The following is a 25430-nucleotide window of genomic DNA, read 5'->3' on the forward strand; positions in this document are numbered from 1 at the left end:
GAAGTTCATATAGAAGGTCTGAGAGATGAGACGGGTTGTAGTAACAGGTCTTGGCATCGTGTCCTCCATCGGTGCCGATGCCGCCGAAGTCACGGCGTCGCTGCGCGATGCCAAGTCGGGCATCACCTTTTCTCCCGATTTCGCCGAACACGGCTTCAAGTGCCAGGTCTGGGGCAAGCCCAACCTGGACCCGACCGATCTGGTCGACCGCCGTGCCATGCGCTTCCTGTCGCAGGGCGGCGCCTGGAACCATGTGGCGATGAAGCAGGCGATTGCCGACGCTGGCCTCGAAGAAGGCGACTACCAGCAGAATGAGCGCGTCGGCATCATCATGGGCTCCGGTGGTCCGTCTACCCGTCAGATCGTCGAAGCGGCCGATATCGTCCGCCAGAACAACAGCCCGAAGCGCATCGGTCCGTTCGCGGTTCCGAAGGCCATGTCGTCGACGGCCTCTGCCACGCTTGCCACCTGGTTCAAGCTGCACGGCGTCAACTACTCGATCTCGTCCGCCTGCTCGACCTCGGCGCATTGCATCGGCAATGCCTATGAGATGATCCAGTGGGGCAAGCAGGACATGGTCTTTGCCGGCGGCCACGAGGATCTCGACTGGTCGATGTCGAGCCTCTTCGATGCCATGGGCGCCATGTCGTCGAAATACAACGACACGCCTGCAACGGCCTCGCGTGCCTATGACGTCTCCCGTGACGGCTTCGTCATTGCTGGTGGTGCCGGCGTTCTGGTTCTGGAAGAGCTGGAGCATGCCAAGGCCCGCGGCGCCAAGATCTATGCCGAAGTCGTCGGCTACGGCGCGACCTCCGACGGCTACGACATGGTGGCTCCCTCGGGCGAAGGCGCGATCCGCTGCATGCGTCAGGCACTCTCCACCGTCACCGGCGATGTCGATTACATCAACACCCACGGCACTTCGACCCCGGTGGGTGATTCGAAGGAAATCGGCGCGATCCGCGAAGTCTTCGGCGACAAGATCCCCCACATTCAGTCGACCAAGTCGCTCACCGGCCATTCGCTCGGTGCGGCAGGCGTGCAGGAATCGATCTACGGTTTGCTGATGATGCAGGAGAAGTTCATCGGCGAGAGCGCCCACATCACCGAGCTCGATCCGGAGTTCGAAGGTGTGCCGGTCGTGCGCAAGCGCATCGACAACGCCAAGATCGATACCGTGCTGTCCAATTCCTTCGGCTTCGGCGGCACCAACGCCACGCTCGTCTTCCAGCGCCACAACGGCTGATCGGCAGACGCTTGAAACAAAAAAGCCTGGCGCGTTGCCGCGCCAGGCATTCATCCGAAGTGGTCCGCCAGCCGTGGGAGTACGGCTTACTTCGGTTGATGGGGGTCGGTATGATCGATAACGCCGATCAGCATGGCGAGGCTCACCGCATGCATCAGGTTGCTGGCTTCCAGCTTTTCCTGGGCACTCACAAGCGCCTGGTTCACCTCTTCGCGCGACAACACCAGAACATTCGCTGCTTCTTCTGACCGCTTGCCTTCAGCGACGAGCTGGAGACAGCGGATTTCACGATCTGTAAGCGCGGAGAAACTCGGCTCTTGTCCGATTGCCCGCATGGTATCGGTTTTCATGATGATCTTTGCCGCAAGGAGAAAAGCGTCATGGCCTCGCCATGTCGTCAGGCGGCGCTCATACCATTGAGGATATCGGAAGGTCGTTGACCGCGGGCGACAAAGTTTTATCCGCAGGCGCTAAAACAGCGGCAGCGACAACGTGCGAGCTGGTCGGATAACGCATTAGGGACGATCATCCGCTCCCTGTCAACCTCACCAAAGTCTCAAGCCGATTTCCGCTCGCGCACCTCGGTCGGTGTCGAACCGAACCAGCGCGTCACGGATCGAGTGAAGGCGCTCGGGGCGGAATAGCCGAGCCGGTAGCAGATCTCGGAGATCGGCAGCTCGCTCTCGGTCAGGAGGTTGAAGCTCACCTCCTTGCGGATCCCGTCGCGCAATTCATTGAGGCTGGTCCCTTGGGCGGCCAGCCGCCGCTGGAATGTCCGCTCGGACATGCCGAAATGCGGTGCGATGGCCGAGAGCGGAAACTCTTCGTCGGAGACATGCAGCAGCAGATAACGCCGCACCTGGTCCATGAAGTCGGCAGCTTTTTCCGGCAGCGCGGGACGCAGGCTGCGGCACTGCAGATCCATGAGTTCGAACAGCCGGCGGTCGCCCGTCGGGTTTTGTGCTTCGAGGAAGCCACGCGGAAAATGGACCGAATTCATCCGCGCCCCAAACCGCAGCCGACGCGCCAACAATTGCCGGAACGGCTGCGGATTGCGCGGGGCAGGGCGCTCCAGTTCGATCTCGACCCCTTCCGCGCCTGCAAAGACCTTGGCCCGCTGCATCACAAGGCCGACGGACATATCGACATACTGGTCCCGCTTCACGATGACAGGCGCGAACGTCCAGGCGAGATGGCCACCGCTCTCGTCGAGTGTCAGCCGCGAATAGCTGGTATGGGTCGCATACTGGATGTGGTCGTCGAGGAAGCGCACGAAGTCGAGGCCGGTCGGCGCTGCCATCAGGCCATAGCCGAAGGGGCCGGTCGATCCTGCCTCGTATCTTGGCACGCTGGTGAGTGCGAAGGCTTCATCATCGGCCAGCAGCGCGCAGGCCTCCAGAAGCCGGCACAGGCGGTCCAGACTGATCCGGGCGGTAAGGCTCTGGAAAACGTCGGGATTGATCTCCAGCGCCTTGCAGATGGGTTTTATATCGATGCCATAGGATTGGGCATGCTCGACCACCGCCGAGGCGAGGCCGGCCACGGTGGTCAATTCATCGGTGAGATTCCGAGGAGGCATGAGACCGCTGGCGCCAGAAGTGAAGCTGATGGCGTCAGATGCTAAGTCAATGGCGGCCCAGAGTCGAGGCCGCAATAAGGCAAGCCTCGGCCCCGCCGTTCACGATCGTGCGCGTCAGCGCTTGGCCCAAAGCACCTTGAAGCGGGCATTGCGGCAGACTTCGCCATGCTGCTTGAAATGCTGTGCCAGCACCGGCTCGTAGGGCAGGCCGCGGTTTGCGACCATCAACAGATCGCCACCGCCACGCAGCGACTCGCCCGCCGCCTTGATCATGGCCGCGCCGATGGACGGTTCTGCGGCATGTCCCTCGTGGAATGGCGGGTTCATGATGACGAGATCGTATTTTTCCTTCGGCGGCTCAGTGCCGAGATCCTGCCAGAAGAAACGCGCCGTCAGGTCGGGGCAGTTCTTCGCGAGGTTGCGCTTGGCGTGCTCCAGCGCCTCGTGGCTCGCCTCGAAAAGATCGATGCGGTTGGTGCGCGGCGCAGCCTCGGCCAGCATGACCGAGAGATAGCCCCAGCCTGCGCCGAAATCCGCGGCATTGCCGTCGAAATTCGTCGGCAACCGGCTGGCGAGCAGCTCGGAACCCTCGTCGGCATGGGCATGCGAGAAGAGACCGGAGCGCGTTTCAAAGCGACCATCGACCATCACGGGCTTCGCAGCCAGCACCGAAACCAGCGAAGCGACCTCCGAAGGCACGGTGAACCAGACGGCGACACCGTGGTATTTCGGCGTGGATTGAGGCTCCAGACCAAGGCGATCGAGCTGCTTGCGCAGGGACACGATCCCGTCTTCCTTCGCGCCGGCAATCAGAACGATCCCGCCTGCTTTGACGCGCTGAAGCGCCTCGGCAACGCGATCCTCGTTGACCCCCTTGTGCTTGCCGCACAGGATCAGCGCGCCGTCATACCCATCGCCGTCCACCGTTGGAACCGGCTGCAGATGGCTTGCCTCGAGACGCCGGAATTCCGGGCGGAAATCCTGCACCACGGTGAGGTCGGCGGCAAAGCCCTCCGGTTTCGCAAAGCCGGCTTCCGCACCGAGGAAGAGATAGCGGCTCCCGGCTTCCGGCAAGGCGACAGCTTCCGTCACGAAAGGGTGGAACAGGGTCTTCAGGGTCTCGCGGCTCATGGCTCGGTCTTCTCTCTCGGCGAACAAAAAAGGCGCGGGAATTCTCCCGCGCCTCGGATCGGGTACGACGACCGCTTATTCAGCGGCTTCGCCGTCTTCCTTCTTCTTCTCGGCAACAATTTCCTGGCCGGTGGTCTGGTCGACGACCTTCATCGACAGGCGAACCTTGCCGCGCTCGTCAAAGCCCATCAGCTTGACCCAGACCTTGTCGCCTTCCTTGACGACGTCGGAGGTCTTGGCAACGCGCTCGGAGGCGAGCTGCGAGATGTGCACGAGGCCGTCACGCGAACCGAAGAAGTTGACGAAGGCGCCGAAGTCGGCGGTCTTCACAACAGTACCTTCGTAGATCACGCCAACTTCCGGCTCGGCGACGATCGAGTGGATCCACTTGCGGGCCGCTTCGATTTCCTTGCCGGAAGACGATGCGATCTTCACGGTGCCGTCGTCTTCGATGTTGATCTTGGCGCCGGTCTTTTCGACGATTTCGCGGATGACCTTGCCGCCCGAACCGATGACTTCACGGATTTTGTCGACCGGGATGTTCATCACTTCGATGCGCGGAGCAAATTCGCCGAGCTGGCCACGGCTTTCCGAAAGGGCGTTCGCCATTTCGCCGAGGATGTGCTTGCGGCCGCCCTGGGCCTGGGCAAGAGCGACCTTCATGATCTCTTCGGTGATACCGGCGATCTTGATGTCCATCTGCAGCGAGGTGATGCCGTCGGCAGTACCCGCGACCTTGAAGTCCATGTCGCCGAGGTGGTCTTCGTCACCCAGGATGTCGGAGAGAACGGCATAACGTTCGCCTTCGAGGATCAGGCCCATGGCGATACCGGCAACCGGCTTGGCCAGCGGAACGCCGGCGTCCATGAGAGCGAGCGAGGTGCCGCAAACGGTGGCCATCGAGGACGAGCCGTTCGACTCGGTGATCTCGGAGACGACGCGCAGCGTGTAGGGGAACTGTTCAGCCGACGGCAGCATCGGACGGATGGCGCGCCAGGCGAGCTTGCCGTGACCGATTTCGCGACGGCCCGGAGAACCCATGCGGCCCGTTTCACCGACCGAGTAGGGCGGGAAGTTGTAGTGCAGCAGGAAGCGTTCCTTGTACATGCCGGTCAGGCTGTCGACATACTGCTCGTCTTCGCCGGTGCCGAGCGTGGCGACAACGATCGCCTGGGTCTCGCCGCGGGTGAAGAGGGCCGAACCGTGCGTGCGCGGCAGGATTCCGACTTCCGATACGATCGGGCGAACCGTCGACAGGTCACGACCGTCGATGCGGCTCTTGGTGTCGAGGATGTTCCAGCGAACAATCTTGGCCTGCAGGTGCTTGAAGACGGCACCAACGACTTCGTTCGTGTACTTCGGCTCTTCGCCTTCCGGGAAGAAGTGTGCCTTCACCTTGGCCTTGACGGCGTCGACTGCGGCGTAACGATCGGCCTTCTGGGTGATCTTGTAAGCTGCGCGCAGTTCGGTCTCGGCGATCGACAGCATTTCGGCTTCGAGAGCGGAATGATCTTCCGGTTCGAATTCGCGCGGCTCCTTGGCAGCCACTTCAGCGAGCTTGATGATCGCGTCGATGACAGGCTGGAAGCCCTTGTGGCCGAACATGACGGCGCCGAGCATGATGTCTTCGTTGAGTTCCTTGGCTTCGGACTCAACCATCAGAACGGCGTCCTGCGTGCCGGCAACGACGAGGTCGAGAACCGACTCGTCCATCTCGTCGAGATGCGGGTTCAGCACGTATTCGCCGTTGATGTAGCCGACGCGGGCGCCACCGACCGGGCCCATGAACGGAACACCAGAAAGCGTGAGCGCGGCCGAGGTGGCAACCATCGACAGGATATCGGGGTTGTTCTCGAGGTCATGCTGAATGACGGTGACGACGACCTGCGTGTCGTTCTTGTAGCCTTCCGGGAAGAGCGGGCGGATCGGACGGTCGATCAGGCGCGAAACCAGCGTTTCGTTTTCCGACGGACGGCCTTCGCGCTTGAAATAGCCACCCGGGATCTTGCCGGCGGCATAGGTCTTTTCCTGGTAGTTGACGGTGAGCGGGAAGAAGTCTTGACCCGGCTTCGGCGCCTTGGCCGAAACGACGGTGGCGAGAACCACGGTCTCACCGTAGGTCGCGAGAACGGCACCATCAGCCTGACGGGCGATCTTGCCGGTTTCCAGCTTCAGCGGGCGGCCTGCCCACTCGATTTCGACGCTGTGCGTGTCAAACATATCTTGTCCTTCATATGCGGACGTTCCTCCTGCCGATGAGGCAGGGTTGGTCGGTCTGCAATGTGCTGACGCATCACGGGCAAGACAGTGGGAGGCTTCTGGCGCGGCGTCTGCCGCAATTGCATCCTCGAGGATGCGGAAGCGTCCAACAATCCTGCCCCATGACAGGTCATCGGTTGTCGTCGACAGATCCGGCCCATCCGGCCTGTCGTTCGTCCCGGGCGAATATCGCGCGGAACCGGTCGCGGGTCTTCATGCCTGACCCGGAAAGGCAACCGGCGGACCTTCGTCGAGGAAGGTCCGCCGGGAAGTCCTTAGCGGCGGATGCCGAGGCTGGCGATCAGCTTCGTGTAACGGCCTTCGTCCTTCTTCTTCAGGTAGTCGAGAAGCGAACGGCGGCTCGAAACCATGGTCAGAAGGCCACGACGCGAGTGGTTGTCCTTCTTGTGACCCTTGAAGTGTTCGGTCAGGTTGTTGATCCGCTCGGTGAGGATAGCAACCTGGACTTCCGGCGAACCGGTGTCGCCTTCAGCAGTTGCGTATTCCTTGATGAGGGCAGCCTTGCGCTCTGCAGTGATCGACATCGGAAATCCTTTCTGGATAACGGGAAACAAAAGACGCCAAACGCCGGGATGTCGTCCAGCATTGGCCGTGAATGCGGGCACCCGAAGGGCCAGCTGCCGCCGCCTATACTCTATTCCCTCAAGAAAGGAAAGAGTATGCGGCGGGAAGGGTCAGGCGAAGACGCGGCGTGGGTGGAATTCGCCGCCAGCGATCTCGCCGATGGCAATCAGCTTGCCGCCGGCAAGCGCGACGGCTTCCGGTTCGGCGACCGGTGCATCCCGGCCACGCACGATGATTGGATTGCCCATCCGCAGGCGATGTGCCTGGTCGTCGGTGATCCTGAGCTGCGGCAGGGAAGACAGCGCCTCGGCCGTGTCGACCAGGAAGGCGTCGAGCGCCTCGAGCCGCGCATCCCGGTCTTCGATCGCCTCGAGGGCGACGAGCTCGGCGAGCGGCACCATCATTTCCTCGGCGAAGGGCGCCACGAAGGTGCGGCGGAGCGAAGAGATATGGCCATAACAGCCCAGCTCGCGGCCGAAGTCGCGCGCCAGCGAGCGCACATAGGTGCCCTTGCCGCATTCCACTTCGAAATGCGCCTTGTCCGCTTCGCAATTCAGCAGCGTCAGGCGGTGAATTTCGACTTCGCGCGAAGGGATTTCGACCGTTTCGCCGTCACGGGCAAGGTCGTAGGCCCGTTCGCCGGCAATCTTGATCGCCGAGAACTGCGGCGGGATCTGGCTGATGATGCCGGTGTAGTTCGGCAAAAGCGCGCGGATCGCCTCTTCGCTCGGGCGCTGGTCCGAGCTCTGCGTGACCTCGCCTTCGAGATCGTCCGTCGAACGCTCCTCGCCCCAGGTCACCGTGAATTCGTAGATCTTGCGACCGTCCATGACGTAAGGGACGGTCTTTGTCGCATCGCCGAGCGCGATCGGCAGCATGCCGGAGGCGAGCGGGTCGAGCGTGCCGGCATGGCCGGCCTTCTGGGCATTGAAAAGCCACTTGATCTTGCCGACGGCTTCGGTCGAACCGAAATCGACCGGCTTGTCAAGGATAAGCCAGCCCGAGATCGGGCGGCCCTTCGGCTTGCGGGGTTTGGACATCTGGGATCTTTTCTTCAGTCTTGATCGTCATCGGAGCCGAGGTCGCGCTGGACCTCCGGCGAGCGCAGCAGCGCATCGATCTTCTGGTAGTTGTCGAAGCTCGTATCGTCGCGGAAACGCACTTCCGGCATATATTTCATCTGGCGCAGCTGATTGCCCAGCCGTCCGCGGATGAACTTGGCGTTCTTGTTCAGCGCGGCGATCACGCTGTCATGGTCCTTGACGCCGAGCGGCGTCACATAGGCGGTCGCGATCTTCAGGTCCGGCGACATGCGCACTTCTGAGATCGAAATCACCGTCTTTTCGATCAGGTCGTCGCGGACTTCGCCGCGCTGCAGGACCTGAGTGATGGCGGCGCGCACCTGCTCGCCGACGCGCAGCATGCGCTGCGAAGGTGCCGATGAGGTTGCTTTGGTCATTGTTTTCCTGACTTCAATTTAGACTTCAGCACTGCGACGAGCGCGCCCATCGCCAGCGGCATTGCGAAGGAGATCGACATGATGGTCCCAGACCAACTTGTTCGGCAACCTTCGGCAACCATGGAAAGCATGGTCGCGTCTTTGGGATCGTCCGAAAGGCCCAGTATCACCAATCCCAGTGAGAGCAGCATGATAGGCCAAACCAACCAGCGCCAACCCTTCAGGATGCCGATCGTCACCACAAGCACGAGGATGAATGACCACCGTACGCTGTTGATGAATTCGTTTGCGACTGTGGCGACGCCGTCCGATGGATCCCATCCGACCTTGTCGCAGACTTCCGCAAACGCACTCGTTGCATAAAGAAAACAGACGATGGCGATGGCCACCGTCTGTTTGTTCGTATGACCGCCAAGGGCAGCCAATAGCGTTATAGCGTACGCGTGATGTGCTCCACGCGGAAGCACTCGATCGTGTCGCCGGCGCGGATGTCTTCGTAGTTTTCGAAGGCCATACCGCATTCCTGACCCATCGGCACTTCCGAGACTTCGTCCTTGAAGCGCTTGAGCGTCTTGAGCTTGCCTTCGTGGATGACGACGTTGTCGCGCACCAGGCGCACGCCTGCACCACGTTCGACCTTGCCTTCGACGACGCGGCAACCGGCGACCTTGCCGACCTTCGTGATGTTGAACACCTCGAGGATCTCGGCATTGCCGAGGAAGGTTTCGCGACGCTCCGGAGAGAGCAGACCCGACATCGCCGACTTCACGTCATCCACCAGATCGTAGATGATGTTGTAGTAGCGGATCTCGATGCCGGCACGCTCGGACGCGGTGCGCGCCTGCGCATTGGCACGGACGTTGAAGCCGATGATCGCGGCGTTGGAGGCCTCGGCAAGCGAGATATCCGATTCCGTGATCGCGCCGGCACCCGAATGGACGATGCGAGCCCGAACCTCGTCGGTGCCGAGCTTTTCGAGGGCTGCAACGATCGCTTCGACGGAACCCTGCACGTCGGCCTTGATGACCAGCGGGAATTCCTTGAAGCCGGTATCCTGCAGCTTGCTCATCATCTGCTCGAGCGAACCGCGCTGACCCGACTGGCGGGCCGCAGCCTTGTCGCGGGCGAGACGCTGACGATACTCGGAGATCTCGCGAGCACGGCTCTCGTTCTCGACCACGGCGAACTTGTCGCCGGCAGCAGGCGTACCCGACAGGCCGAGGATCTCGACCGGCATGGCAGGACCCGCTTCCTTGACGTGTTCGCCCTTGTCGTTGACGAGCGCGCGGACACGGCCCCACTGATCGCCGGCCACGATGATCTGGCCGGGCTTCAGCGTGCCCTTCTGAACGAGGACGGTCGCGACCGCACCACGACCGCGGTCGAGCTGCGCTTCGATGACGGTACCTTCGGCAGTACGCTTCGGGTCGGCCTTCAGGTCGAGAATTTCGGCCTGCAGAAGCACGGCTTCGAGCAGCTTGTCGAGGTTGAGCTTGTTCTTCGCCGAAACCTCGACGTCGAGCACTTCACCACCCATGGATTCGACGAAGACTTCGTGCTGCAGAAGCTGCTGGCGAACCTTGTCGGGGTTTGCCTCATGCTTGTCGATCTTGTTGATCGCCACGATGATCGGCACGTTGGCCGCCTTGGCGTGGTTGATCGATTCGATCGTCTGCGGCATCACGCTGTCGTCGGCCGCCACCACGAGGATCGCGATGTCGGTCGCCTGGGCGCCGCGGGCACGCATCGCGGTAAACGCGGCGTGGCCGGGGGTGTCGATGAAGGTGATCTTCTGGCCGTTCTGTTCGACCTGATAGGCACCGATATGCTGCGTGATGCCACCGGCTTCACCGGCTACGACATTCGCCTTGCGGATGGCGTCGAGCAGAGAGGTCTTGCCGTGGTCGACGTGACCCATGATGGTCACGACCGGCGGACGGGTGACCAGTTCGCCTTCGTCGTCCTTTACGTTGAAGATGCCTTCTTCGACGTCGGATTCCGAAACGCGCTTCACGGTATGGCCGAATTCGGTCGCGATGATTTCAGCGAGGTCGGCGTCGATGACGTCGCCCGGCTTCATCATCTGACCTTCCTTCATCAGGTACTTGATGACGTCGACGGCGCGTTCGGACATGCGCTGCGACAGTTCCTGAATAGTGATCGTTTCCGGCAGGATGACCTCGCGCATGACCTTTTCGCGCGTTTCCTGCATCTGGCTGCGGCGGAACTTCTCCTGGCGACGGCGCATGGAGGCGAGCGAACGGCCGCGCGATGCGCCGCCTTCGTCGTCGACAGCAGCGCTGGTGACCGTCAGCTTGCCGCGACGGCGATCTTCCTCGGCCTTCGGACGGGCAGGGACCTTGGCCGGAGCCGGGGCCGCGACCTTGCCACGGCCCGGAAGGCCGCGCGGCGGGCCGCGATCGTCGTCCTCGTCGTCTGCCTTGCGGCCACGGGCAAAGCCCGGAGACGCCGGAGCCGACGGCGCTGCAGGAGCGGCGGGACGCGCAGGCGCTGCCGGAGCAGCAGCAACCGGGGCCGGCTCGGGTTCAGCCGGAGCCTCGACCTTCGGTTCCAGTGCACGGCGGGCAGCCTCTTCGGCGGCCAGACGGGCGGCTTCCGCGGCTTCTGCCTTGCGGCGTTCTTCATCGATGGCGCGCTGCTTGGCTTCTTCGACTTCGCGGGCCTGAGCTTCGATCAGGGCGCGACGACGGGCTTCCATTTCACCGGCCGACAGGTCGTGCAGAACGGCGCCACGCGGACGCTCGGGCTGACGCGGCGGCTGCGGACGCTGCGGCTGCGGAGCCGGCTGATGAACGCGTGCGGCCGGAGCCGACGGCTGTGCCGGAGCCGGACGCTGTGCCTGCGGGGCAGGGGCTTCCGGAGCACGGGCGGCCGGTGTTGCGATGGGGGTAATGGGCTTTTCGTCGAGTGGGCGGGTCGGGCGGCGCTTTACCGTCTCGACAACGACCGACTTCGTACGGCCGCGCCCCATGTCCTGGCGCACGGTACCCTGGCTCATCCCCGAGGGCTTCAGGGTGAGAGTCTTTTTCACGCCGATTGTCTTGTCGTCTTTGTTGTCGGTCATTCCGTTCCCGTTCCTTCGAGCGGGGCCGGATGCCGAGCATCAGGCCACGCCGTTCACATACTGTCCTAAACCACGGAGGCCGACCTGTGCCGGTGACCGCGTCATTGTGATTTCGGGCCAGCGCCCGATACCTGCGGCTGAAGGCCGCGATAGGTTTCGAGCAGAGTTGCGCGCTTCACTACACCCTCACCTGCCTGCCCTGCAAGCACGCAAGCATGGATAAAAGCATTCTGGCCCATCTGCTCTTCCAATTCCGCCCCGGTCAGAAGGTGAAAGGCGGGAACCTCCGCCTCTGCCCCCGTTCCGAGGTGCCAGGCCTTGCGGGCCTGGTCGATCTTTCTCACGCCATCTGGTGCAGCATCCAGAGAATGGAAGACTGCAATGGCTTCGCCGCTCCGCACAGCCGCCTCGACCTTCGCAGCACCGCTGATGAACTGGCCGGCCTTGCGCGCCATGTTCATCATGCCGATCAGCTGCGCGACCAGGAGGCGGTCGACGACGGATCCGAGGTCCGGATCCGCCTTCACATCCCGTTTCAGCGCCCGGGCGAAGAGCTTCTTCGCCACGGCCTTGTCGACGGCCTCGCGGCTGGGGCTGACCCAGCAGCCCCGACCCGGAAGCGCCCGCTTCAAATCCGGGACGATCGTCCCGTCGGGTGCCGCCACGAAACGCAGAAGCGTCTCCGGCGATCCGCTCTCGCGGGTGACGATGCACATCCGTCCATTCACGCCGGAGAGGTCGAAGTCGTCTTCGGCCCCCGTCGCGTCGGGCGTCTGCGCGGCCATCACGTGGCCTGCTCGGCTTCTTCGCCTTCGAGTTCGGCTTCAGCTGCTTCGGCTTCGGCCGCGAGGTCTTCCTCGGTGATCCAGCCGGCAGCGAGGCGCGCCTGAACGACCATGGCTTCGGCTTCGGCACGCGAGATGTCGAACTTCGAGAACAGACCCTCGAACTTCTTCGTCTCGCCATCCTTGCGCTCGCTCCAGCCGACGAGGTCGTCCGCGGCGCAGCCAGCGAAGTCCTCGATCGTCTTGATGCCGTCTTCGCCGAGCGCGACCATCATCTGCGAGGTCATGCCGTCGATCTGGCGCAATTCGTCGGCCACGCCGAGTTCGCGACGCTTGGCATCCATTTCGGCCTCGATCTTTTCGAGGTATTCGCGAGCGCGGGTCTGGATTTCCTGCGCCGTATCCTCGTCGAAGCCGTCGATCGAAGCGATTTCGTCGAGATCGACGTAAGCCACTTCCTCGACCTGGGCGAAGCCTTCCGATGCCAGCACCTGGCCGACCATCTCGTCGACGTCGAGCGCGTCCATGAAGAGATTGGTGCGCTCGTTGAATTCCTTCTGACGGCGCTCCGATTCCTCGGCTTCCGTCATGATGTCGATGTCCCAGCCGGTCAGCTGCGAAGCCAGGCGGACGTTCTGACCGCGGCGGCCGATGGCCAGCGACAGCTGCTCGTCCGGAACCACGACTTCGATCCGCTCTGCATCTTCGTCGAGAACCACCTTGGCGACTTCTGCCGGCTGCAGGGCGTTGACGATGAAGGAAGCCGGATCCTGGCTCCACGGAATGATGTCGATCTTCTCGCCCTGAAGCTCGCCGACAACGGCCTGAACGCGCGAACCGCGCATACCCACGCAGGCGCCGACCGGATCGATCGAGCTATCGTTCGAGATGACGGCGATCTTGGCGCGCGAACCCGGATCACGGGCCACCGACTTGATCTGGATGATGCCGTCGTAGATCTCCGGCACTTCCATGGTGAAGAGCTTCACCATGAACTGCGGATGGGTGCGCGAGAGGAAAATCTGCGGACCGCGCTGCTCACGACGGACATCATATACGTATGCACGGACACGATCGCCATAGCGGAAGGCTTCCCGCGGGATCATTTCGTCACGGCGGATGATGCCTTCGCCACGGCCGAGGTCGACGATGACGTTCCCGTATTCGACGCGCTTGACGGTGCCGTTGACGATTTCGCCGACGCGGTCCTTGAACTCGTCGAACTGGCGGTCACGCTCGGCTTCGCGCACCTTCTGCACGATGACCTGCTTGGCGGACTGGGCAGCGATACGGCCGAAATCCATCGGCGGCAGCGGGTCGGCAATGAAGTCGCCGAGCTTGGCGTCGACATTGCGGTCGCGGGCGAGTTCAAGCGCGATCTGCGTCGAATAGTCCTCGACCTTCTCGACCACTTCCAGGAGGCGCTGCAGGCGGATTTCGCCGGTCTTCGAGTTGATGTCGGCGCGGATATTCGTTTCCGTGCCGTAACGCGAACGGGCAGCCTTCTGGATCGCGTCGGCCATGGCGGCGAGCACGATTTCGCGGTCGATCACCTTTTCACGGGCAACGGCATCTGCGATCTGCAAGAGCTCGAGCCGGTTAGCACTGACTGCCATGTTTAGGTCTCCGTCTTCACCCCCGGGGCCTGGCCGCGAGGTCTTGGGTCAAACGTTATTCTTCGTTGTCGTCTTCGTCGTTCTGGTTCGCGGCCTGCGCCTTGGCGAGCTTGTCGGCGCGCAGCGCATCCCGGATCAGATCGTCCGTCAGAATGAGTTTGGCTTCAGCGAGCGTGTTGAAGGGGATCGTCACCTTCGGCTCCTCGCCATAGGCCACCTGATCGCGTTCCAGTGTGAACCCGTCCTGGGTCACATCGGTGATCTTGCCGCGGAAGCGCTTGCGATTGTCGACCAGAATCGAGGTTTCGCACTTCACCAGATGTCCCTGCCAGCGGCTGAAATCCGACTTGCGAACCATCGGGCGATCGATGCCCGGCGAAGACACTTCCAGATGATAGGCCTTGTCGACCGGATCCTCGACGTCGAGAACCGGCGAAATCGCCATCGATACGGCTTCGCAATCTTCGACGGTCATCGTGCCGTCGGTGCGTTCTGCCATGATCTGCAGCGTCATTCCGTTCTGGTTCATCATGCGCACGCGAACCAGCTTGAAATCCATCGCGACGAGCACGGGCTCGATAATTTCGGCGATCCGACGGTCAAGGCCCGTCTCGATGATGATCCGTGCTTCGCCGGGTTCCGGCTTCGGCATGTCTTCGGACAATCGTTTTACTCCCGATTGGCTGCGATCGCCAATAAAAAAGAGCGGGTCCTTCCGGGCCCACCCTTCATCTGTCGATCAAGAATTTGAAGCTCATATAGCCGACCACCCCGACTTTTGCAAGCTTTTCGGGAAGGGTCGAAAACAAACTTGCCATTCAGGCGTTGCGCAAGGCAAGCTCCCACCCACCGCAGACGTGACCGGATCCGGTTGCGGACAGAAAAGTTTCAGACATGTCTCCGAACGAACGTCGCTCGCCCCTCCTGCCGCTCCGCAACGAGGCTTATCGCCGGATCTGGCTTGCCAGCATCTCGTCCAACCTCGGCGGTCTGATTCAGGGCGTCGGTGCCGCCTGGATGATGGCGTCGATCTCGACCTCGGAAAACATGGTCGCGCTGGTCCAGGCCTCCAACACCGGCCCGATCATGCTGCTATCGCTGATCGCTGGTGCCATTGCCGACAGTTTCGATCGCCGCCGGGTGATGATCGCCGCTCAGCTCTTCATGATCCTGGTGTCGGCGCTGTTGACGCTTTTCGCCCTGCTCGATCTGATCACGCCCTGGGCGCTTCTTGCCTTCACCTTCCTGATCGGCTGCGGCACGGCGCTCAACAATCCGTCCTGGCAGGCCTCCGTCGGCGACATCGTTCCGCGCGGTGATCTGCCCGCAGCCGTCTCGCTGAACAGCATGGGCTTCAACATCACCCGCAGCGTCGGGCCGGCGATCGGCGGCATGATCGTGGCAGCCGCCGGGGCGGCGGCAGCCTTCGCGGTCAACACGCTCTCCTACTTCGCCATCATCTACGCGCTGATCCGCTGGCGGCCGAACATTCCGAAAAACCCCTTGCCGCGCGAACAGCTCGGCTCGGCGATTGCCGCCGGTCTGCGCTACGTCGCGATGTCGCCCAATCTCGGCAAGGTTCTCTTCCGCGGCTTCGTCTTCGGCCTTACGGCGACCGCAATCCTCTCGCTGCTCCCCATCGTTGCGCGCGACCAGCTGATTGGCGGTCCGCTGACCTTCGGCGGCCTGCTCGGCGCCTTTGGTCTCGGCGCCATCTTCGGCGCCTTCGCCAACCAGCGTGCCCGGGAACTTCTCTCGAGTGAGGATATCGTCCGCGCCGCCTTCGCCGGCTTCGCGGTTGCCGCCGGTGTCACCGGCATCAGCACCTCGATCTGGATCACCGCACTCGCGCTGATGGTCGCGGGCGCCTGCTGGGTGCTCGCGCTTTCGCTCTTCAACACGGTCGTGCAGCTCTCGACCCCCCGCTGGGTCGTCGGCCGTGCCCTGTCGCTCTACCAGACGGCGACCTTCGGCGGCATGGCGACCGGCAGCTGGCTCTGGGGCAGTGTCGCCGAGAATTACGGTTCAGGTCAGGCTCTGGTCGCGTCCAGCCTCTTGATGATGGTCGGCGTCTTCATCGGCCTCTTCCTGCCCATGCCGGCCTTCGCCACGCTGGACCTCGACCCCTTGAACCGCTTCAACGAACCGTCACTCAGGCTCGACATCCGCCCCCGCAGCGGTCCGATCGTCATCCATGTCGATTTCGAGATCGCCGACGAGGACGTGCCGGAATTCTTACGCGTCATGGTCGAGCGCCGCCGCATCCGGCTGCGCGATGGCGCCCGCAACTGGGCGCTGATGCGGGATCTGGAAAATCCCGATATCTGGACGGAAACCTATCATGTGCCGACCTGGGTCGATTACGTCCGCCATAACCAGCGGCGCACCAAGGCCGATGCCGAGATCACCGACCGCCTGCTCGAACTCCATCGCGGCGACCGGCCGCCCAAGGTGCACCGGATGATCGAGCGCCAAGCCATCCCGCCGGCCGATGACGTCTTCCATCAGCCGCATATCGACCATCACTGAAGTCGAGCATTACCGAAGCTTGGCCTTGAGATCCGCGCTTGGATAGCAGGTGGGCTTCATCCGGTTCTTAGCCTGCCACTCGCCGAGCGAGCGGCGAGTCTTGAAGCCGGGCAGGCCATCGACTTTGCCGACGTCATAACCCTGTGCCACCAGGGCCTTCTGCATGGCGAGCACGTCCGAGCGCAGCATCTTGCCGACATCGCCCCAGGATGCCTTGAAGGCGCCGCCGCCATAGGCGATCCGGTCGGCGAGATTGCCGATGAACAGCGCATAGAGATCGGAATTGTTGTATTCCTTGAGCACGTAGAAATTCGGCGTCACGAGGAACTCCGGACCATAGGTTCCCGCTGGCACCAGCATCATTGCCGGCTGCGAGCTTTCCGAAGATGGGAAGGCGCGGCCGGAAATGCGCGTGAGGCCGCCGCTTGCCCATGCAGAGACCGGCTTTGCCCTGTCCGGCCCTTCCTGCGCACAGGAAACGCCATCGGGGATCGTGATCTCGTAGCCCCACTCCCGGCCCCGCTGCCAGCCGCTCTTCACCAGATAGTTGGCGATGGATGCCAGCGTGTCCGGCACGGAGTTCCAGATATCGCGCTTGCCGTCGCCATCGAAGTCCACGGCATATTTCAGATAGCTGCCCGGCATGAATTGCGGCTGCCCCAGCGCGCCGGCCCAGGAACCCATCAGCCGGTCTGCACTCACATCCCCGCTTTCGACGATATGCAGCGCCGAGATCAGCTCCTGCTGGAACATCGGCTTGCGCGTCGACATGAAGGCCTTGGTCGCCAGAACGTCGATAGCCGAATGGGGGAGCTTGGCCCGCCCATAGCCGGACTCGCGTCCCCAAATCGCAACGATGATCGAGCCTGGAACGCCATAGGTCGCCTCGACCTTGCGCAGCGTCGACGCATGTTGACTGGCGAGATTTCGGCCGGTTGCGGCCAGGCCCTGCAGGCGCTTCTCGTTGAAATAGGAGGCCGGTGAGCTGAACTCCGCCTGGCTCTGCGTCCGCTCCGTCGGCGGTTCGGCGCCGGGCGGCACGAGATCCGGAAGGTCCCAGTCGAGTTTTACGCCCTGAAGTGTCCTGTCGAAAACTTGCTTGCTGATCCCGCCTTCCTGGGCGGCGCGCCATAGATCGCTGGCAATCCATTGCCGGAATTGCGCCTCGACAGCGCTGCGCGAGACGGCTGCCGCCGGTGAAGCGAGGCCTCCAGCCAGAACGAGTGAAACGGTGGTCAGCAGCCAGCGCAGTGGCTTTCGAAGTCGTGCCATCGATCTTTCCTCCCGGAATGCCGTCAGATCGCCGTCCGCGCCCTCAGCGCCGCAGACAAAGTGCCCTCGTCCAGATAATCGAGCTCGCCGCCGACAGGCACGCCATGGGCGAGCCGTGTGATCTTCACGTCGAGCCCCGTCAGGTGGTCGGTTATATAGTGTGCTGTGGTTTGTCCTTCGACGGTCGCGTTGACCGCGATGATGATCTCGCGGATCCCGCCCTTCGACACCCGGTCGATCAACCCCTTGATGTTGAGATCATCGGGTCCGATCCCGTCGAGCGGCGACAGCGTGCCCCCCAGCACGTGATAGGCGGCATTCATCGCGCCCGCCCGCTCCAGCGCCCAGAGATCGGAGACATCCTCGACGACGATGATCACGGACTGGTCGCGCTGCACATCGGTGCAGACCGTGCAGGGATCGACCGTGTCGACATTGCCGCAGCAGGAGCAGATCTTCACCTTGTCATAGGCCTCGCCCATGGCGTGGCCCAGGGGTCCCAGGAGCTGGTCCTTCTTCTTGATCAGATGCAGCGCCGCTCGCCGCGCCGAGCGGGGTCCAAGCCCCGGCACCTTCGCCAGAAGCTGGATGAGTTTCTCGATTTCGGGGCCGGTGACTCGTTTTGCCATAGCGGCGTTTCTAGCCCATATAGATGGCAAACGGAATCGCCGAAGGGTGCGTCACATGAAAATCCTCGCCGTCTGCCTCGGTCGACCCGAAATCCTGCCGGGGAAGAAATACAAGACGGGCATCAACAAGCTCGCCATCCAGGGTCCCATCATGGTCGATGCCGAAGGTCTTGTCGGCGACGCGATCCTCAATCGCAAGCATCACGGCGGCGTCGACCAGGCCGTCTATATCGAGGGTTCCATCGATCTCGACTGGTGGCAGACCGAGCTCGGTCGGGATCTGCCCTTCGGCACCTTCGGCGAGAACCTTGTCATCGAGGGCCTGGAAAGCGCCATGCTGGCCGCCGGCGACAGGCTCGCGATCGGCGATGTCCTGCTCGAGATCACCTCCGCCCGCATCCCCTGCGCCACCTTCGCTGCGAAGATGGGCGAGCCGACCTTCGTCAAGCGCTATACCCGCGCCGCCAGGCCGGGCGCCTATGCGCGCGTGCTGCAGGGTGGCATGGTCGAGGCTGGCCAATCCGTCGAGTTCAAGCCCTGGAGCGGCGACCGCGTCACCATGCGCGAGATGATGGCAACCTTCGGCCGCAGGCTGAGCGACACCGATCGCGCCCGTTATCTGGCGGCTCCGGTTCATTACAAGGTGAAAGACGCAATCCGCGCCGGCGATATCTGAGCCTCCGCCAAAGGTCGTAAAGCGGCCGGCTTTACCAGGCCGAGCCATCTCGCCATCATGCCGCCCGCCTGGAGGGATGATGGAGCCAAGACAGATAGAACTGACGGCCGCCGACGGTGTCCGGCTGACGGGCCACTGGTGGCGGTCGGACGGAGTGACGCCGATGGGGACCGTCATCGTCAATCCTGCCACCGGCGTCCACGCCCGCTATTATCACCGCTACGCTGCCTACCTGGCTGCCAACGGCTTTTCGGTCCTGACGCATGATTATCGTGGCATCGGGCTCTCTCGCCCGACAAGCTTGCAGGGCTCCACCTTCACCTGGCGACAATGGGGAGAGCAGGATTTCGACGCTGCCCTGCGACACGCCCTGCAGGAAGACGAGACGGGCCGTGTCCTTGTCGTCGGCCACAGCATCGGTGGCTTCCTGCCTGGCTATTCGCAAAGTATAGATCGGGTCACGGCCATGCTCTCCGTCGGCGGCCAATATGGCTATTGGGGGGACTATCTGCCGGCTCGGCGCCTGCCGCTTTTCCTCAAATGGCATGTCGCCATGCCCGCGATCACCCTCGCCATCGGGCACTTCCCCGGCAAGCGTCTGGGCTGGCTCGAGGATCTGCCGAAAGGGGTCGCCTATGGCTGGGGGCTGCAGCAGGCCACGGCGGAGCAGGGGCTTTCAGACGACGCTGCCCAAGCCATGCGCGAGCGCTTCGCCAGCGTGACGTGCCCGATCCTCAGCGTCACCATGTCGGATGATGAATTCGCGACCCCGAAGGCGGTCAATCGGGCCATGCGCTATTACCGCCGCGCCCCGGTGACCAAGGTGCTTCTCGCACCACAAGACCTCGGCTTTGACCGGGTCGGCCACTTCGATCTCTTTCACGCCCGCCATCAGGATGGCTTCTGGCGCCAGAGCCTCAACTTCCTGCGCGAGGGAGAAAATCCGTGGGGCAATCGGGTCTATCTCTGACAGACCCGATCACCCTCCTTGAGCAAAGAACTGTTTGATCAGAAAGGGAACTTCATGCCCGGCGGCAGCGGGATGCCGGCCGTCAGCGCCGCCATTTTTTCCTGCGCCTGGGCTTCGCCCTTGTCCTTGGCGTCCTTGTGGGCGGCCACGATCAGGTCTTCGAGGATTTCCACTTCGTCTTCCTTGAAGAGCGACGGATCGATCTTGAGGCTGCGCATCTCGCCCTTGCCGGTCAGCACCACGGTGACCAGGCCGCCGCCGGACTTGCCCTCGATTTCGAGCGAGGCGATTTCCGCCTGCATCTTCTCCATCTTCGACTGCATTTCCTTGACCTTGCCCATCATGCCCATGATGTCGCGCATAACCGTCTCCTTGGATTGTTGTCTTGTCTGTTGGCAGGGCGCTGAGCCCTAGAATTCGATGTCGTCGCCCGGCAGGATGTCGCCCTCGGCGGATTCCGCCGCTGCCGGCGGGGCCGCGACGATGTCATCGTCCTCGATGGCGGTCGCCTTGATGCGCACATCGGTCACCTTGGCGCCGGGAAAGCGGGCGAGGATCGCCGCCACATCCGGATCCTGCCGTGCGTCGACGAGGCGCGCCTCGCGCGTCGACTTCTCGACTTCGACCAGCGTCGGCGCACCGGCCTCGTTGGACAGCGTCACCCACCAGTTGATGCCCGTCCATTCGCTGAGCTTCATCTTCAGCTCGTTGACGATCGTCGGAGGGCATTGCGATTCCAGCCGGATCTCCAGTCGGCCCGGCTCGATCTTCACCAGATGCACAAACTGGCGCAGCTGGGCCCTGAGCACAGGTGCGCGGTTCTTCGTGCAGAGATCCGCGATATCATCAAGCGTCTCGACCCGAACGCCGGGGATCAGTGCTTCCTCGACCTTGGGCTCTCGCCGCTCCAGGGCTTGAGGCAGCGCATCGCCCGCCGGCACGCTCTGCAGATGGGCAACCGGCTGGCCCATCGCCGGGCGCGCGCCGCTGTCTTGCACGGGCTGTCCCACGGCCTGCACCCGCATGGCCATCGAAGCCCCACCGCCGCCGCCATTAGGGCGCGGCGCAGCCGGTGCGCGATCGCCGCCACCCTCGCCATTGGAGAGTTCGAGCAGGCGTCGCGCGGCATCTTCGGGCGAGGGCAGATGCGCGGCATGCGCAAGCCGGATCAGCACCATCTCGGCCGCACCCGCCGGGCGCGACGAGGCCTCGGCTTCCGGAATGCCCTTAAGCAGCATCTGCCACATGCGCGACAGGGTGGTCACGGCCACGCTGTCGGCGAGTTCCGCACCGCGCACGCGCTCGACCTCGGAGAGCGAGGGATCCTGGGCTGCCGAGGGGATGTATTTGAGCCGGGTCACCAGATGGGTGAAATCAGCAAGATCGGTCAGCACCACCGTCGGGTTGGCACCCGCTTCGTACTGGCTGCCGAATTCGGAAAGCGCTGCCGTCACGTCACCACGCACGATGTGGTCGAAGAGGTCGACGATACGGGCGCGGTCGGCAAGACCCAGCATGGCCCGCACGGCATCGGCATGCACCATGCCGCCACCATGGGCGATGGCCTGGTCGAGCAGCGAGAGGCCATCGCGCGCCGAGCCTTCGGCCGCACGCGCGATCATCGCGAGCGCCTCTTCCTCCGCCTCGATGCCTTCCTTCGATGCGATCGTCGAGAACAGCCCGACGAGATCGCCGGCGCTGATCCGGCGCAGGTCGAAGCGCTGGCAGCGGGAAAGAACGGTGATCGGAACCTTGCGGATTTCGGTGGTTGCGAAGATGAACTTCACATGCTCCGGCGGCTCTTCGAGCGTCTTCAGCAAGCCGTTGAAGGCTGCCGTCGAGAGCATATGCACTTCGTCGATGATATAGACCTTGTAGCGCGCCGAGACCGGGCGGTAGCGCACCTGCTCGATGATCTCGCGGATGTCATCGATACCCGTATGCGAGGCGGCGTCCATTTCGATCACGTCGACATGCCGGCCTTCCATGATCGCCTGGCAGTGTTCGCCGGGGATGCGAAGGTCGATCGTCGGCTTGTCGATTTCGGCTGTCTTGTAGTTCAGCGCGCGCGCCAGAATGCGGGCCGTGGTGGTCTTGCCCACCCCGCGCACGCCGGTCAGCATATAGGCCTGCGCAATGCGGCCGGTTTCGAACGCATTGGTCAGCGTCCGCACCATCGGCTCCTGGCCGACCATCAGGTCCGTGAAATCCTTGGGGCGATATTTGCGGGCAAGAACGCGGTAGCCGCCGGGGGCGGGCTTGGCCTCTGCAGTCGGCTCGAAATCGCTCATCGCGTTGCCAGCTTCCCCGTCGCCCGCAGCCGGGCATGGCACGGCCCGTGTTGGAAACAAAGGCCGGAAATGAAGATGAGGTGGGAGGCTGGCACGATGACCCGTGCCGCGCTCGTTAGGGCTGCTTCCTTCCGGACCTGACCCGGTTGGCGAGTGGCTCGTCCACCACCAACCTCCCGAGGAGACATATCGGCAATAACGTCGCCAAATGCAAGCCAAGCGCCAAAAAAACTGCTAGCCTTTGGTCAAAGCATTTCGGAGAGAAACACCGTGCAGCCCTTCATCCTGGATGAGCGTCTTGGCCGAGACAGCGAGTCGATCTTCAAACTCGGTCTCTGTGACCTCAGATTGGCAAGGGATAGCCGCTGGCCCTGGCTCATCCTCGTGCCGCAGCGCCCCGATGTCTCGGAGATCTTCGATCTGACCCCGCTCGATCAGGCCGTCCTGACTTTCGAGCAGGTAACGGTGGGGGCGGCACTCAAGAAGGCGACGGGCGCGGAGAAGATCAATATCGCCGCAATCGGCAATATCGTGCGCCAGCTCCACGTGCATGTCGTGGCCCGCTTCGAGAACGACCCGAATTGGCCCGGCCCGATCTGGGGCTTCGAGAAGGCGGTTCCCTATGAGGAAGAGGCCTTTCAGGCGATGAAGAACAGGATCCTTGAAGCATTCCAATGAAGAATTCCATTTTCCTCAATCGTGCTCCCCATCTCGAACCCAGCGAACTCACGGCCTTCTCGGGCAACAAGCTCGACCGTGACAGCGAGCATCGCGACGAGACCACGCTCGAAACCGCGCTGAAGGTTGAGGGCACCCATATCCTTGCCTTTTCCGGCACCCAGCTCGTCCTGAAACACGATGGCCAGGTTCTGGACCCGCTCTTTGCCCCTTACGAACTGGCTGATCTTCAGCCGAATTTCGACGACGCCATCCTGCTCGGCCATCAAGCCTCGGGCGAGCCGCGTCTCGCCGTGCCTGTCAATGTGGCACCGGAAGCGCTCAACGCGCATTACAAGCCGGCCGATCCCCGCGCGCTGTTTCGCGACGCCCTCGTCGGGGACGAATTGCTGGGCGAAGTCGCCCAGGCGCTCAGCCTCCTGCGCTGGAATGCCGACAATAAGTTCTGCGGCCGTTGTGGCGGCGCGATGGAAACCCTGATCGGCGGCTACAAGCGCAAATGCACCGCCTGCAGCCATGAGATCTTTCCGCGCACCGATCCGGTCGCCATCATGCTGGTCGTCGACGAAAAACAGGATCGCTGCCTGATGGGCAGAAGCCCGCGCTTTCCGGCCGGCATGTATTCCTCGCTCGCCGGCTTCGTCGAGCCGGGGGAGACGATCGAAAACGCCGTCCGCCGCGAAACACGCGAAGAATCGGGCATCACCGTCGGCCGCGTCCGCTATCACGCCTCGCAACCCTGGCCGATGCCGCATCAGCTGATGATCGGCTGCTACGGCGAGGCAACGAATGTCGATATCACCTTCGACACGACGGAACTGGAGGATTGCCGCTGGTTCACCCGCAAGGAGATCGGCACCATGCTGTCGGAAGGCTCATACGACGGGCGGACGCTGCCGATCCAGGGCACCATCGCCCGCAGGCTGATCGAGGATTGGTTCGAGTGGCGACACTGAGCCGTCTCTCACCTATGCAGTTCAGAGCTTGCCGCGCATTTCATGCGCCTTGTAGACGCCGAGGATGCGGACCTTTTCCGAGAAGAAGCGCAGTTCTTCCAGTGCCCGCTTCACCGGCGCGTCCTCCGGATGTCCCTCGATATCGGCATAGAACTGGGTCGCGATGAACTTGCCGCCGATCTGGTAGCTCTCGAGCTTGGTCATGTTGACCCCGTTCGTCGCAAACCCGCCCATCGCCTTGTAGAGCGCTGCCGGGATGTTGCGGACGTTGAAGACGAACGTGGTGATGAAACGTTCGTCGTCGCTCACCCGTTTCGGCTCGTCCTCGTCACGCGAGAGAACGACGAAGCGGGTCACGTTGTTCTCGGAGTCCTCGACATTCTCGGCCAGGATGTCGAGCCCGTAGAGAGAGGCTGCAAGCCGCGGCGCAAGGGCGGCCATCGTGCGATCGCCCTTCTCGGAAACCAGCTTGGCAGCCCCGGCCGTATCGCCGGCAACAACCGCCTTCCAGCCATGGCTGCGGATGATCTTGCGGCACTGACCAAGCGCATGGATGTGGCTGTGCACGGTGCGGATCTCGTCGAGCTTCACGCCCGGCAGCACCATCAGCTGGAAGCGGATCGGCATGAAATATTCGCCGACGATATGCAGGCGCGACAGCGGCAGCAGATAGTGGATGTCGGCAACACGACCGGCCAGCGTGTTCTCGATCGGGATCATCGCGAGATCCACCTCGCCCGTCTCCAGCGCCACGAAGGCATCCTCGAAGGTCGGGCAGGGCAGGGGCTCCATGTTGGGGAACATGTCGCGGCAGGCCATGTCGGAATTGGCGCCGTAGTCGCCCTGGAAGGAAATCTTGTTCGTCGGTGCCAAGGGATCAGTGTCCTGCGTTGGAGGATGCGGAAAGGATGTGGCGCGCCTTTTCGAGATCGGCGGGCGTGTCGACGCCGAGCGGCACGGTCTTCACCACCTCGGCATCGATGCGCATGCCGGCCTCGAGCGCGCGAAGCTGCTCCAGCGACTCCCGTCTTTCGAGCGTCGACGGCGAGAGCGAGACAAAGCGTTCGAGCGCTGCGCGGCGATAGGCGTAAAGCCCGATATGGTGATAGAGCGGCCCGGCACCATAAGGAGCGGTGGCGCGGGTAAAGTAGAGCGCCCGCAGCCTGTCGCCGGAAATCGGCGATCCCACGACCTTCACGACATTCGGATTGGTCTTTTCCTGCTCGTCCTCGATCTCCACCGTCAGCGTCGCGATGTCGACGGCTGGGTCTTCAAGCGGCCTCAGAGCGGCACGGATCGTCTGCGGATCGATGGTCGGCAGGTCGCCCTGCACATTGATGACGATTTCGGCCTGCCCATCGGGGTCGACCTTGCTCAGTGCCTCGAAAATCCGGTCGGACCCCGACTGGTGGTCCGCCCGCGTCATGACCACCTCGAAGCCCGCGGCTTCCACGGCGTCGAACACCTGGCTGTCGTCGGTGGCCACGATGATTCGCCCGACCTCGGCTTCCTGAGCCCGTTTCGCGACCTGCACGATCATCGGCAGACCGGCGATATCGGCAAGTGGCTTGCCCGGAAGTCGAGTGGATGCCATGCGGGCCGGGATCAGGACCAGGGTTTTGGCAGTTCCGCCTTCATTCATGTCCATAACCCCTTCAAATCACCGAACAGAAGTGTCAAA

General features: G+C 62.8%; 24 protein-coding genes and 1 other RNA gene. 6 read left to right on the plus strand and 19 right to left on the minus strand.

Going from position 1 to position 25430, the window contains the following annotated elements; genetic code table 11:
• The first annotated feature begins 25 nt into the window (after window positions 1–25).
• Window positions 26–1249: a beta-ketoacyl-ACP synthase I gene (gene fabB / locus M1E12_RS19870; protein WP_310239742.1), complete on the plus strand. Its 1224-nt coding sequence runs from the start codon at window positions 26–28 to the stop codon at window positions 1247–1249.
• Between the two features lie 86 nt (window positions 1250–1335).
• Here the strand turns inward: fabB and M1E12_RS19875 are convergent, their stop codons facing one another.
• The 12 genes from M1E12_RS19875 to rimP all read right to left on the minus strand — a co-directional run bounded on the left by M1E12_RS19875 (window position 1336) and on the right by rimP (window position 14400).
• Entirely contained in the window at window positions 1336–1599 is a 264-nt protein-coding gene (locus tag M1E12_RS19875; protein ID WP_113458146.1) for a helix-turn-helix domain-containing protein, read from the minus strand.
• 206 nt (window positions 1600–1805) lie between these two features.
• Window positions 1806–2828, minus strand: coding sequence for a helix-turn-helix domain-containing protein (locus tag M1E12_RS19880; protein WP_479563018.1), 1023 nt, complete (start codon window positions 2826–2828; stop codon window positions 1806–1808).
• A 114-nt stretch (window positions 2829–2942) separates the two neighbouring features.
• Window positions 2943–3959 carry a class I SAM-dependent methyltransferase gene (locus M1E12_RS19885; protein ID WP_479563019.1) on the minus strand — a complete coding sequence of 339 codons (1017 nt, stop codon included), beginning with the start codon at window positions 3957–3959 and terminating at the stop codon, window positions 2943–2945.
• 75 nt (window positions 3960–4034) lie between these two features.
• Window positions 4035–6179: a polyribonucleotide nucleotidyltransferase gene (gene pnp, locus M1E12_RS19890; protein WP_136539852.1), complete on the minus strand. Its 2145-nt coding sequence runs from the start codon at window positions 6177–6179 to the stop codon at window positions 4035–4037.
• Window positions 6180–6493: 314 nt separating this feature from the next.
• Window positions 6494–6763, minus strand: coding sequence for a 30S ribosomal protein S15 (gene rpsO, locus M1E12_RS19895; protein ID WP_113458150.1), 270 nt, complete (start codon window positions 6761–6763; stop codon window positions 6494–6496).
• Between the two features lie 150 nt (window positions 6764–6913).
• Entirely contained in the window at window positions 6914–7843 is a 930-nt protein-coding gene (gene truB, locus M1E12_RS19900) for a tRNA pseudouridine(55) synthase TruB (RefSeq protein WP_479563020.1), read from the minus strand.
• Between the two features lie 14 nt (window positions 7844–7857).
• On the minus strand, window positions 7858–8262 hold the full coding sequence (rbfA, locus tag M1E12_RS19905) for a 30S ribosome-binding factor RbfA (RefSeq protein ID WP_113458152.1): 405 nt from the start codon (window positions 8260–8262) through the stop codon (window positions 7858–7860).
• A complete protein-coding gene (locus tag M1E12_RS19910; RefSeq protein ID WP_479563021.1) occupies window positions 8259–8651 on the minus strand; it encodes a hypothetical protein in 393 nt (130 codons plus the stop codon). The genes rbfA and M1E12_RS19910 overlap by 4 nt, the downstream gene beginning before the upstream one ends.
• 41 nt (window positions 8652–8692) lie before the next feature.
• Window positions 8693–11347, minus strand: coding sequence for a translation initiation factor IF-2 (gene infB / locus M1E12_RS19915; RefSeq protein ID WP_479563022.1), 2655 nt, complete (start codon window positions 11345–11347; stop codon window positions 8693–8695).
• A 101-nt stretch (window positions 11348–11448) separates the two neighbouring features.
• Window positions 11449–12135: an RNA-binding protein gene (locus M1E12_RS19920; protein WP_377344247.1), complete on the minus strand. Its 687-nt coding sequence runs from the start codon at window positions 12133–12135 to the stop codon at window positions 11449–11451.
• Window positions 12132–13748, minus strand: coding sequence for a transcription termination factor NusA (nusA, locus tag M1E12_RS19925; protein WP_113458155.1), 1617 nt, complete (start codon window positions 13746–13748; stop codon window positions 12132–12134). Before nusA ends, M1E12_RS19920 begins: the two co-directional genes overlap by 4 nt.
• Window positions 13749–13803: 55 nt before the next feature.
• Window positions 13804–14400, minus strand: a complete 597-nt coding sequence (gene rimP / locus M1E12_RS19930) for a ribosome maturation factor RimP (protein ID WP_479564926.1) — start codon at window positions 14398–14400, stop codon at window positions 13804–13806.
• Window positions 14401–14642: 242 nt separating this feature from the next.
• On the opposite strand from rimP, the gene M1E12_RS19935 reads away from it, so the two are divergent.
• Window positions 14643–16277, plus strand: a complete 1635-nt coding sequence (locus M1E12_RS19935; RefSeq protein ID WP_136539858.1) for an MFS transporter — start codon at window positions 14643–14645, stop codon at window positions 16275–16277.
• Window positions 16278–16286: 9 nt separating this feature from the next.
• Here M1E12_RS19935 and M1E12_RS19940 read toward each other — a convergent pair whose 3' ends face one another.
• Both M1E12_RS19940 and recR read right to left on the minus strand, forming a co-directional pair.
• Window positions 16287–17519: a lytic murein transglycosylase gene (locus M1E12_RS19940; protein WP_479564927.1), complete on the minus strand. Its 1233-nt coding sequence runs from the start codon at window positions 17517–17519 to the stop codon at window positions 16287–16289.
• Window positions 17520–17572: 53 nt separating this feature from the next.
• Entirely contained in the window at window positions 17573–18178 is a 606-nt protein-coding gene (recR, locus tag M1E12_RS19945) for a recombination mediator RecR (protein ID WP_113458158.1), read from the minus strand.
• 55 nt (window positions 18179–18233) lie between these two features.
• Here recR and M1E12_RS19950 point away from each other — a divergent pair, with 55 nt between their 5' ends.
• Window positions 18234–18854 (plus strand): MOSC domain-containing protein, encoded by a 621-nt coding sequence (locus M1E12_RS19950; RefSeq protein WP_479563023.1) that lies wholly within the window; start codon window positions 18234–18236, stop codon window positions 18852–18854.
• Between the two features lie 76 nt (window positions 18855–18930).
• Window positions 18931–19824, plus strand: a complete 894-nt coding sequence (locus M1E12_RS19955) for an alpha/beta hydrolase family protein (RefSeq protein WP_479563024.1) — start codon at window positions 18931–18933, stop codon at window positions 19822–19824.
• Between the two features lie 38 nt (window positions 19825–19862).
• Here the strand turns inward: M1E12_RS19955 and M1E12_RS19960 are convergent, their stop codons facing one another.
• The 3 genes from M1E12_RS19960 to ffs all read right to left on the minus strand — a co-directional run bounded on the left by M1E12_RS19960 (window position 19863) and on the right by ffs (window position 22292).
• Window positions 19863–20186: a YbaB/EbfC family nucleoid-associated protein gene (locus M1E12_RS19960; RefSeq protein ID WP_113458161.1), complete on the minus strand. Its 324-nt coding sequence runs from the start codon at window positions 20184–20186 to the stop codon at window positions 19863–19865.
• Between the two features lie 48 nt (window positions 20187–20234).
• Complete coding sequence (locus tag M1E12_RS19965; protein ID WP_479563025.1) at window positions 20235–22115, minus strand: DNA polymerase III subunit gamma/tau; 1881 nt, start codon at window positions 22113–22115, stop codon at window positions 20235–20237.
• An 80-nt stretch (window positions 22116–22195) separates the two neighbouring features.
• Window positions 22196–22292: signal recognition particle sRNA small type (gene ffs / locus M1E12_RS19970), an RNA gene on the minus strand.
• A gap of 93 nt (window positions 22293–22385) precedes the next feature.
• Between ffs and M1E12_RS19975 the strand changes: the two genes are divergently transcribed.
• Window positions 22386–22793, plus strand: coding sequence for an HIT family protein (locus M1E12_RS19975; RefSeq protein WP_479563026.1), 408 nt, complete (start codon window positions 22386–22388; stop codon window positions 22791–22793).
• The gene (gene nudC / locus M1E12_RS19980; protein ID WP_479563027.1) at window positions 22790–23749 is read left to right on the plus strand and encodes an NAD(+) diphosphatase; all 960 of its coding nucleotides are present in this window, start codon (window positions 22790–22792) and stop codon (window positions 23747–23749) included. Before M1E12_RS19975 ends, nudC begins: the two co-directional genes overlap by 4 nt.
• Before the next feature lie 21 nt (window positions 23750–23770).
• Here the strand turns inward: nudC and M1E12_RS19985 are convergent, their stop codons facing one another.
• Together M1E12_RS19985 and M1E12_RS19990 are read right to left on the minus strand one after the other, a co-directional pair.
• A complete protein-coding gene (locus M1E12_RS19985) occupies window positions 23771–24622 on the minus strand; it encodes a prephenate dehydratase (protein WP_113458165.1) in 852 nt (283 codons plus the stop codon).
• Window positions 24623–24626: 4 nt separating this feature from the next.
• Window positions 24627–25391 (minus strand): 3-deoxy-manno-octulosonate cytidylyltransferase, encoded by a 765-nt coding sequence (locus M1E12_RS19990; RefSeq protein ID WP_479564928.1) that lies wholly within the window; start codon window positions 25389–25391, stop codon window positions 24627–24629.
• Window positions 25392–25430 lie beyond the last annotated feature (39 nt).

It is taken from the genome of Rhizobium sp. K33 (assembly GCF_056501445.1).

Bases quoted from the DNA above. Each gene is read 5' to 3' on its own strand.
- rbfA (WP_113458152.1), bottom strand. From the start codon at position 8,262: ATGACCAAAGCAACCTCATCGGCACCTTCGCAGCGCATGCTGCGCGTC.
- M1E12_RS19960 (WP_113458161.1), bottom strand. From the start codon at position 20,186: ATGCGCGACATCATGGGCATGATGGGCAAGGTCAAGGAAATGCAGTCG.
- M1E12_RS19880 (WP_479563018.1), bottom strand. From the start codon at position 2,828: ATGCCTCCTCGGAATCTCACCGATGAATTGACCACCGTGGCCGGCCTC.
- M1E12_RS19990 (WP_479564928.1), bottom strand. From the start codon at position 25,391: ATGAATGAAGGCGGAACTGCCAAAACCCTGGTCCTGATCCCGGCCCGC.
- recR (WP_113458158.1), bottom strand. From the start codon at position 18,178: ATGGCAAAACGAGTCACCGGCCCCGAAATCGAGAAACTCATCCAGCTT.
- truB (WP_479563020.1), bottom strand. From the start codon at position 7,843: ATGTCCAAACCCCGCAAGCCGAAGGGCCGCCCGATCTCGGGCTGGCTT.
- M1E12_RS19950 (WP_479563023.1), top strand. From the start codon at position 18,234: ATGAAAATCCTCGCCGTCTGCCTCGGTCGACCCGAAATCCTGCCGGGG.
- rimP (WP_479564926.1), bottom strand. From the start codon at position 14,400: ATGCCGAAGCCGGAACCCGGCGAAGCACGGATCATCATCGAGACGGGC.
- M1E12_RS19955 (WP_479563024.1), top strand. From the start codon at position 18,931: ATGATGGAGCCAAGACAGATAGAACTGACGGCCGCCGACGGTGTCCGG.
- nudC (WP_479563027.1), top strand. From the start codon at position 22,790: ATGAAGAATTCCATTTTCCTCAATCGTGCTCCCCATCTCGAACCCAGC.
- M1E12_RS19935 (WP_136539858.1), top strand. From the start codon at position 14,643: ATGTCTCCGAACGAACGTCGCTCGCCCCTCCTGCCGCTCCGCAACGAG.
- rpsO (WP_113458150.1), bottom strand. From the start codon at position 6,763: ATGTCGATCACTGCAGAGCGCAAGGCTGCCCTCATCAAGGAATACGCA.
- M1E12_RS19875 (WP_113458146.1), bottom strand. From the start codon at position 1,599: ATGAAAACCGATACCATGCGGGCAATCGGACAAGAGCCGAGTTTCTCC.
- pnp (WP_136539852.1), bottom strand. From the start codon at position 6,179: ATGTTTGACACGCACAGCGTCGAAATCGAGTGGGCAGGCCGCCCGCTG.
- M1E12_RS19965 (WP_479563025.1), bottom strand. From the start codon at position 22,115: ATGAGCGATTTCGAGCCGACTGCAGAGGCCAAGCCCGCCCCCGGCGGC.
- M1E12_RS19885 (WP_479563019.1), bottom strand. From the start codon at position 3,959: ATGAGCCGCGAGACCCTGAAGACCCTGTTCCACCCTTTCGTGACGGAA.
- fabB (WP_310239742.1), top strand. From the start codon at position 26: ATGAGACGGGTTGTAGTAACAGGTCTTGGCATCGTGTCCTCCATCGGT.
- nusA (WP_113458155.1), bottom strand. From the start codon at position 13,748: ATGGCAGTCAGTGCTAACCGGCTCGAGCTCTTGCAGATCGCAGATGCC.
- infB (WP_479563022.1), bottom strand. From the start codon at position 11,347: ATGACCGACAACAAAGACGACAAGACAATCGGCGTGAAAAAGACTCTC.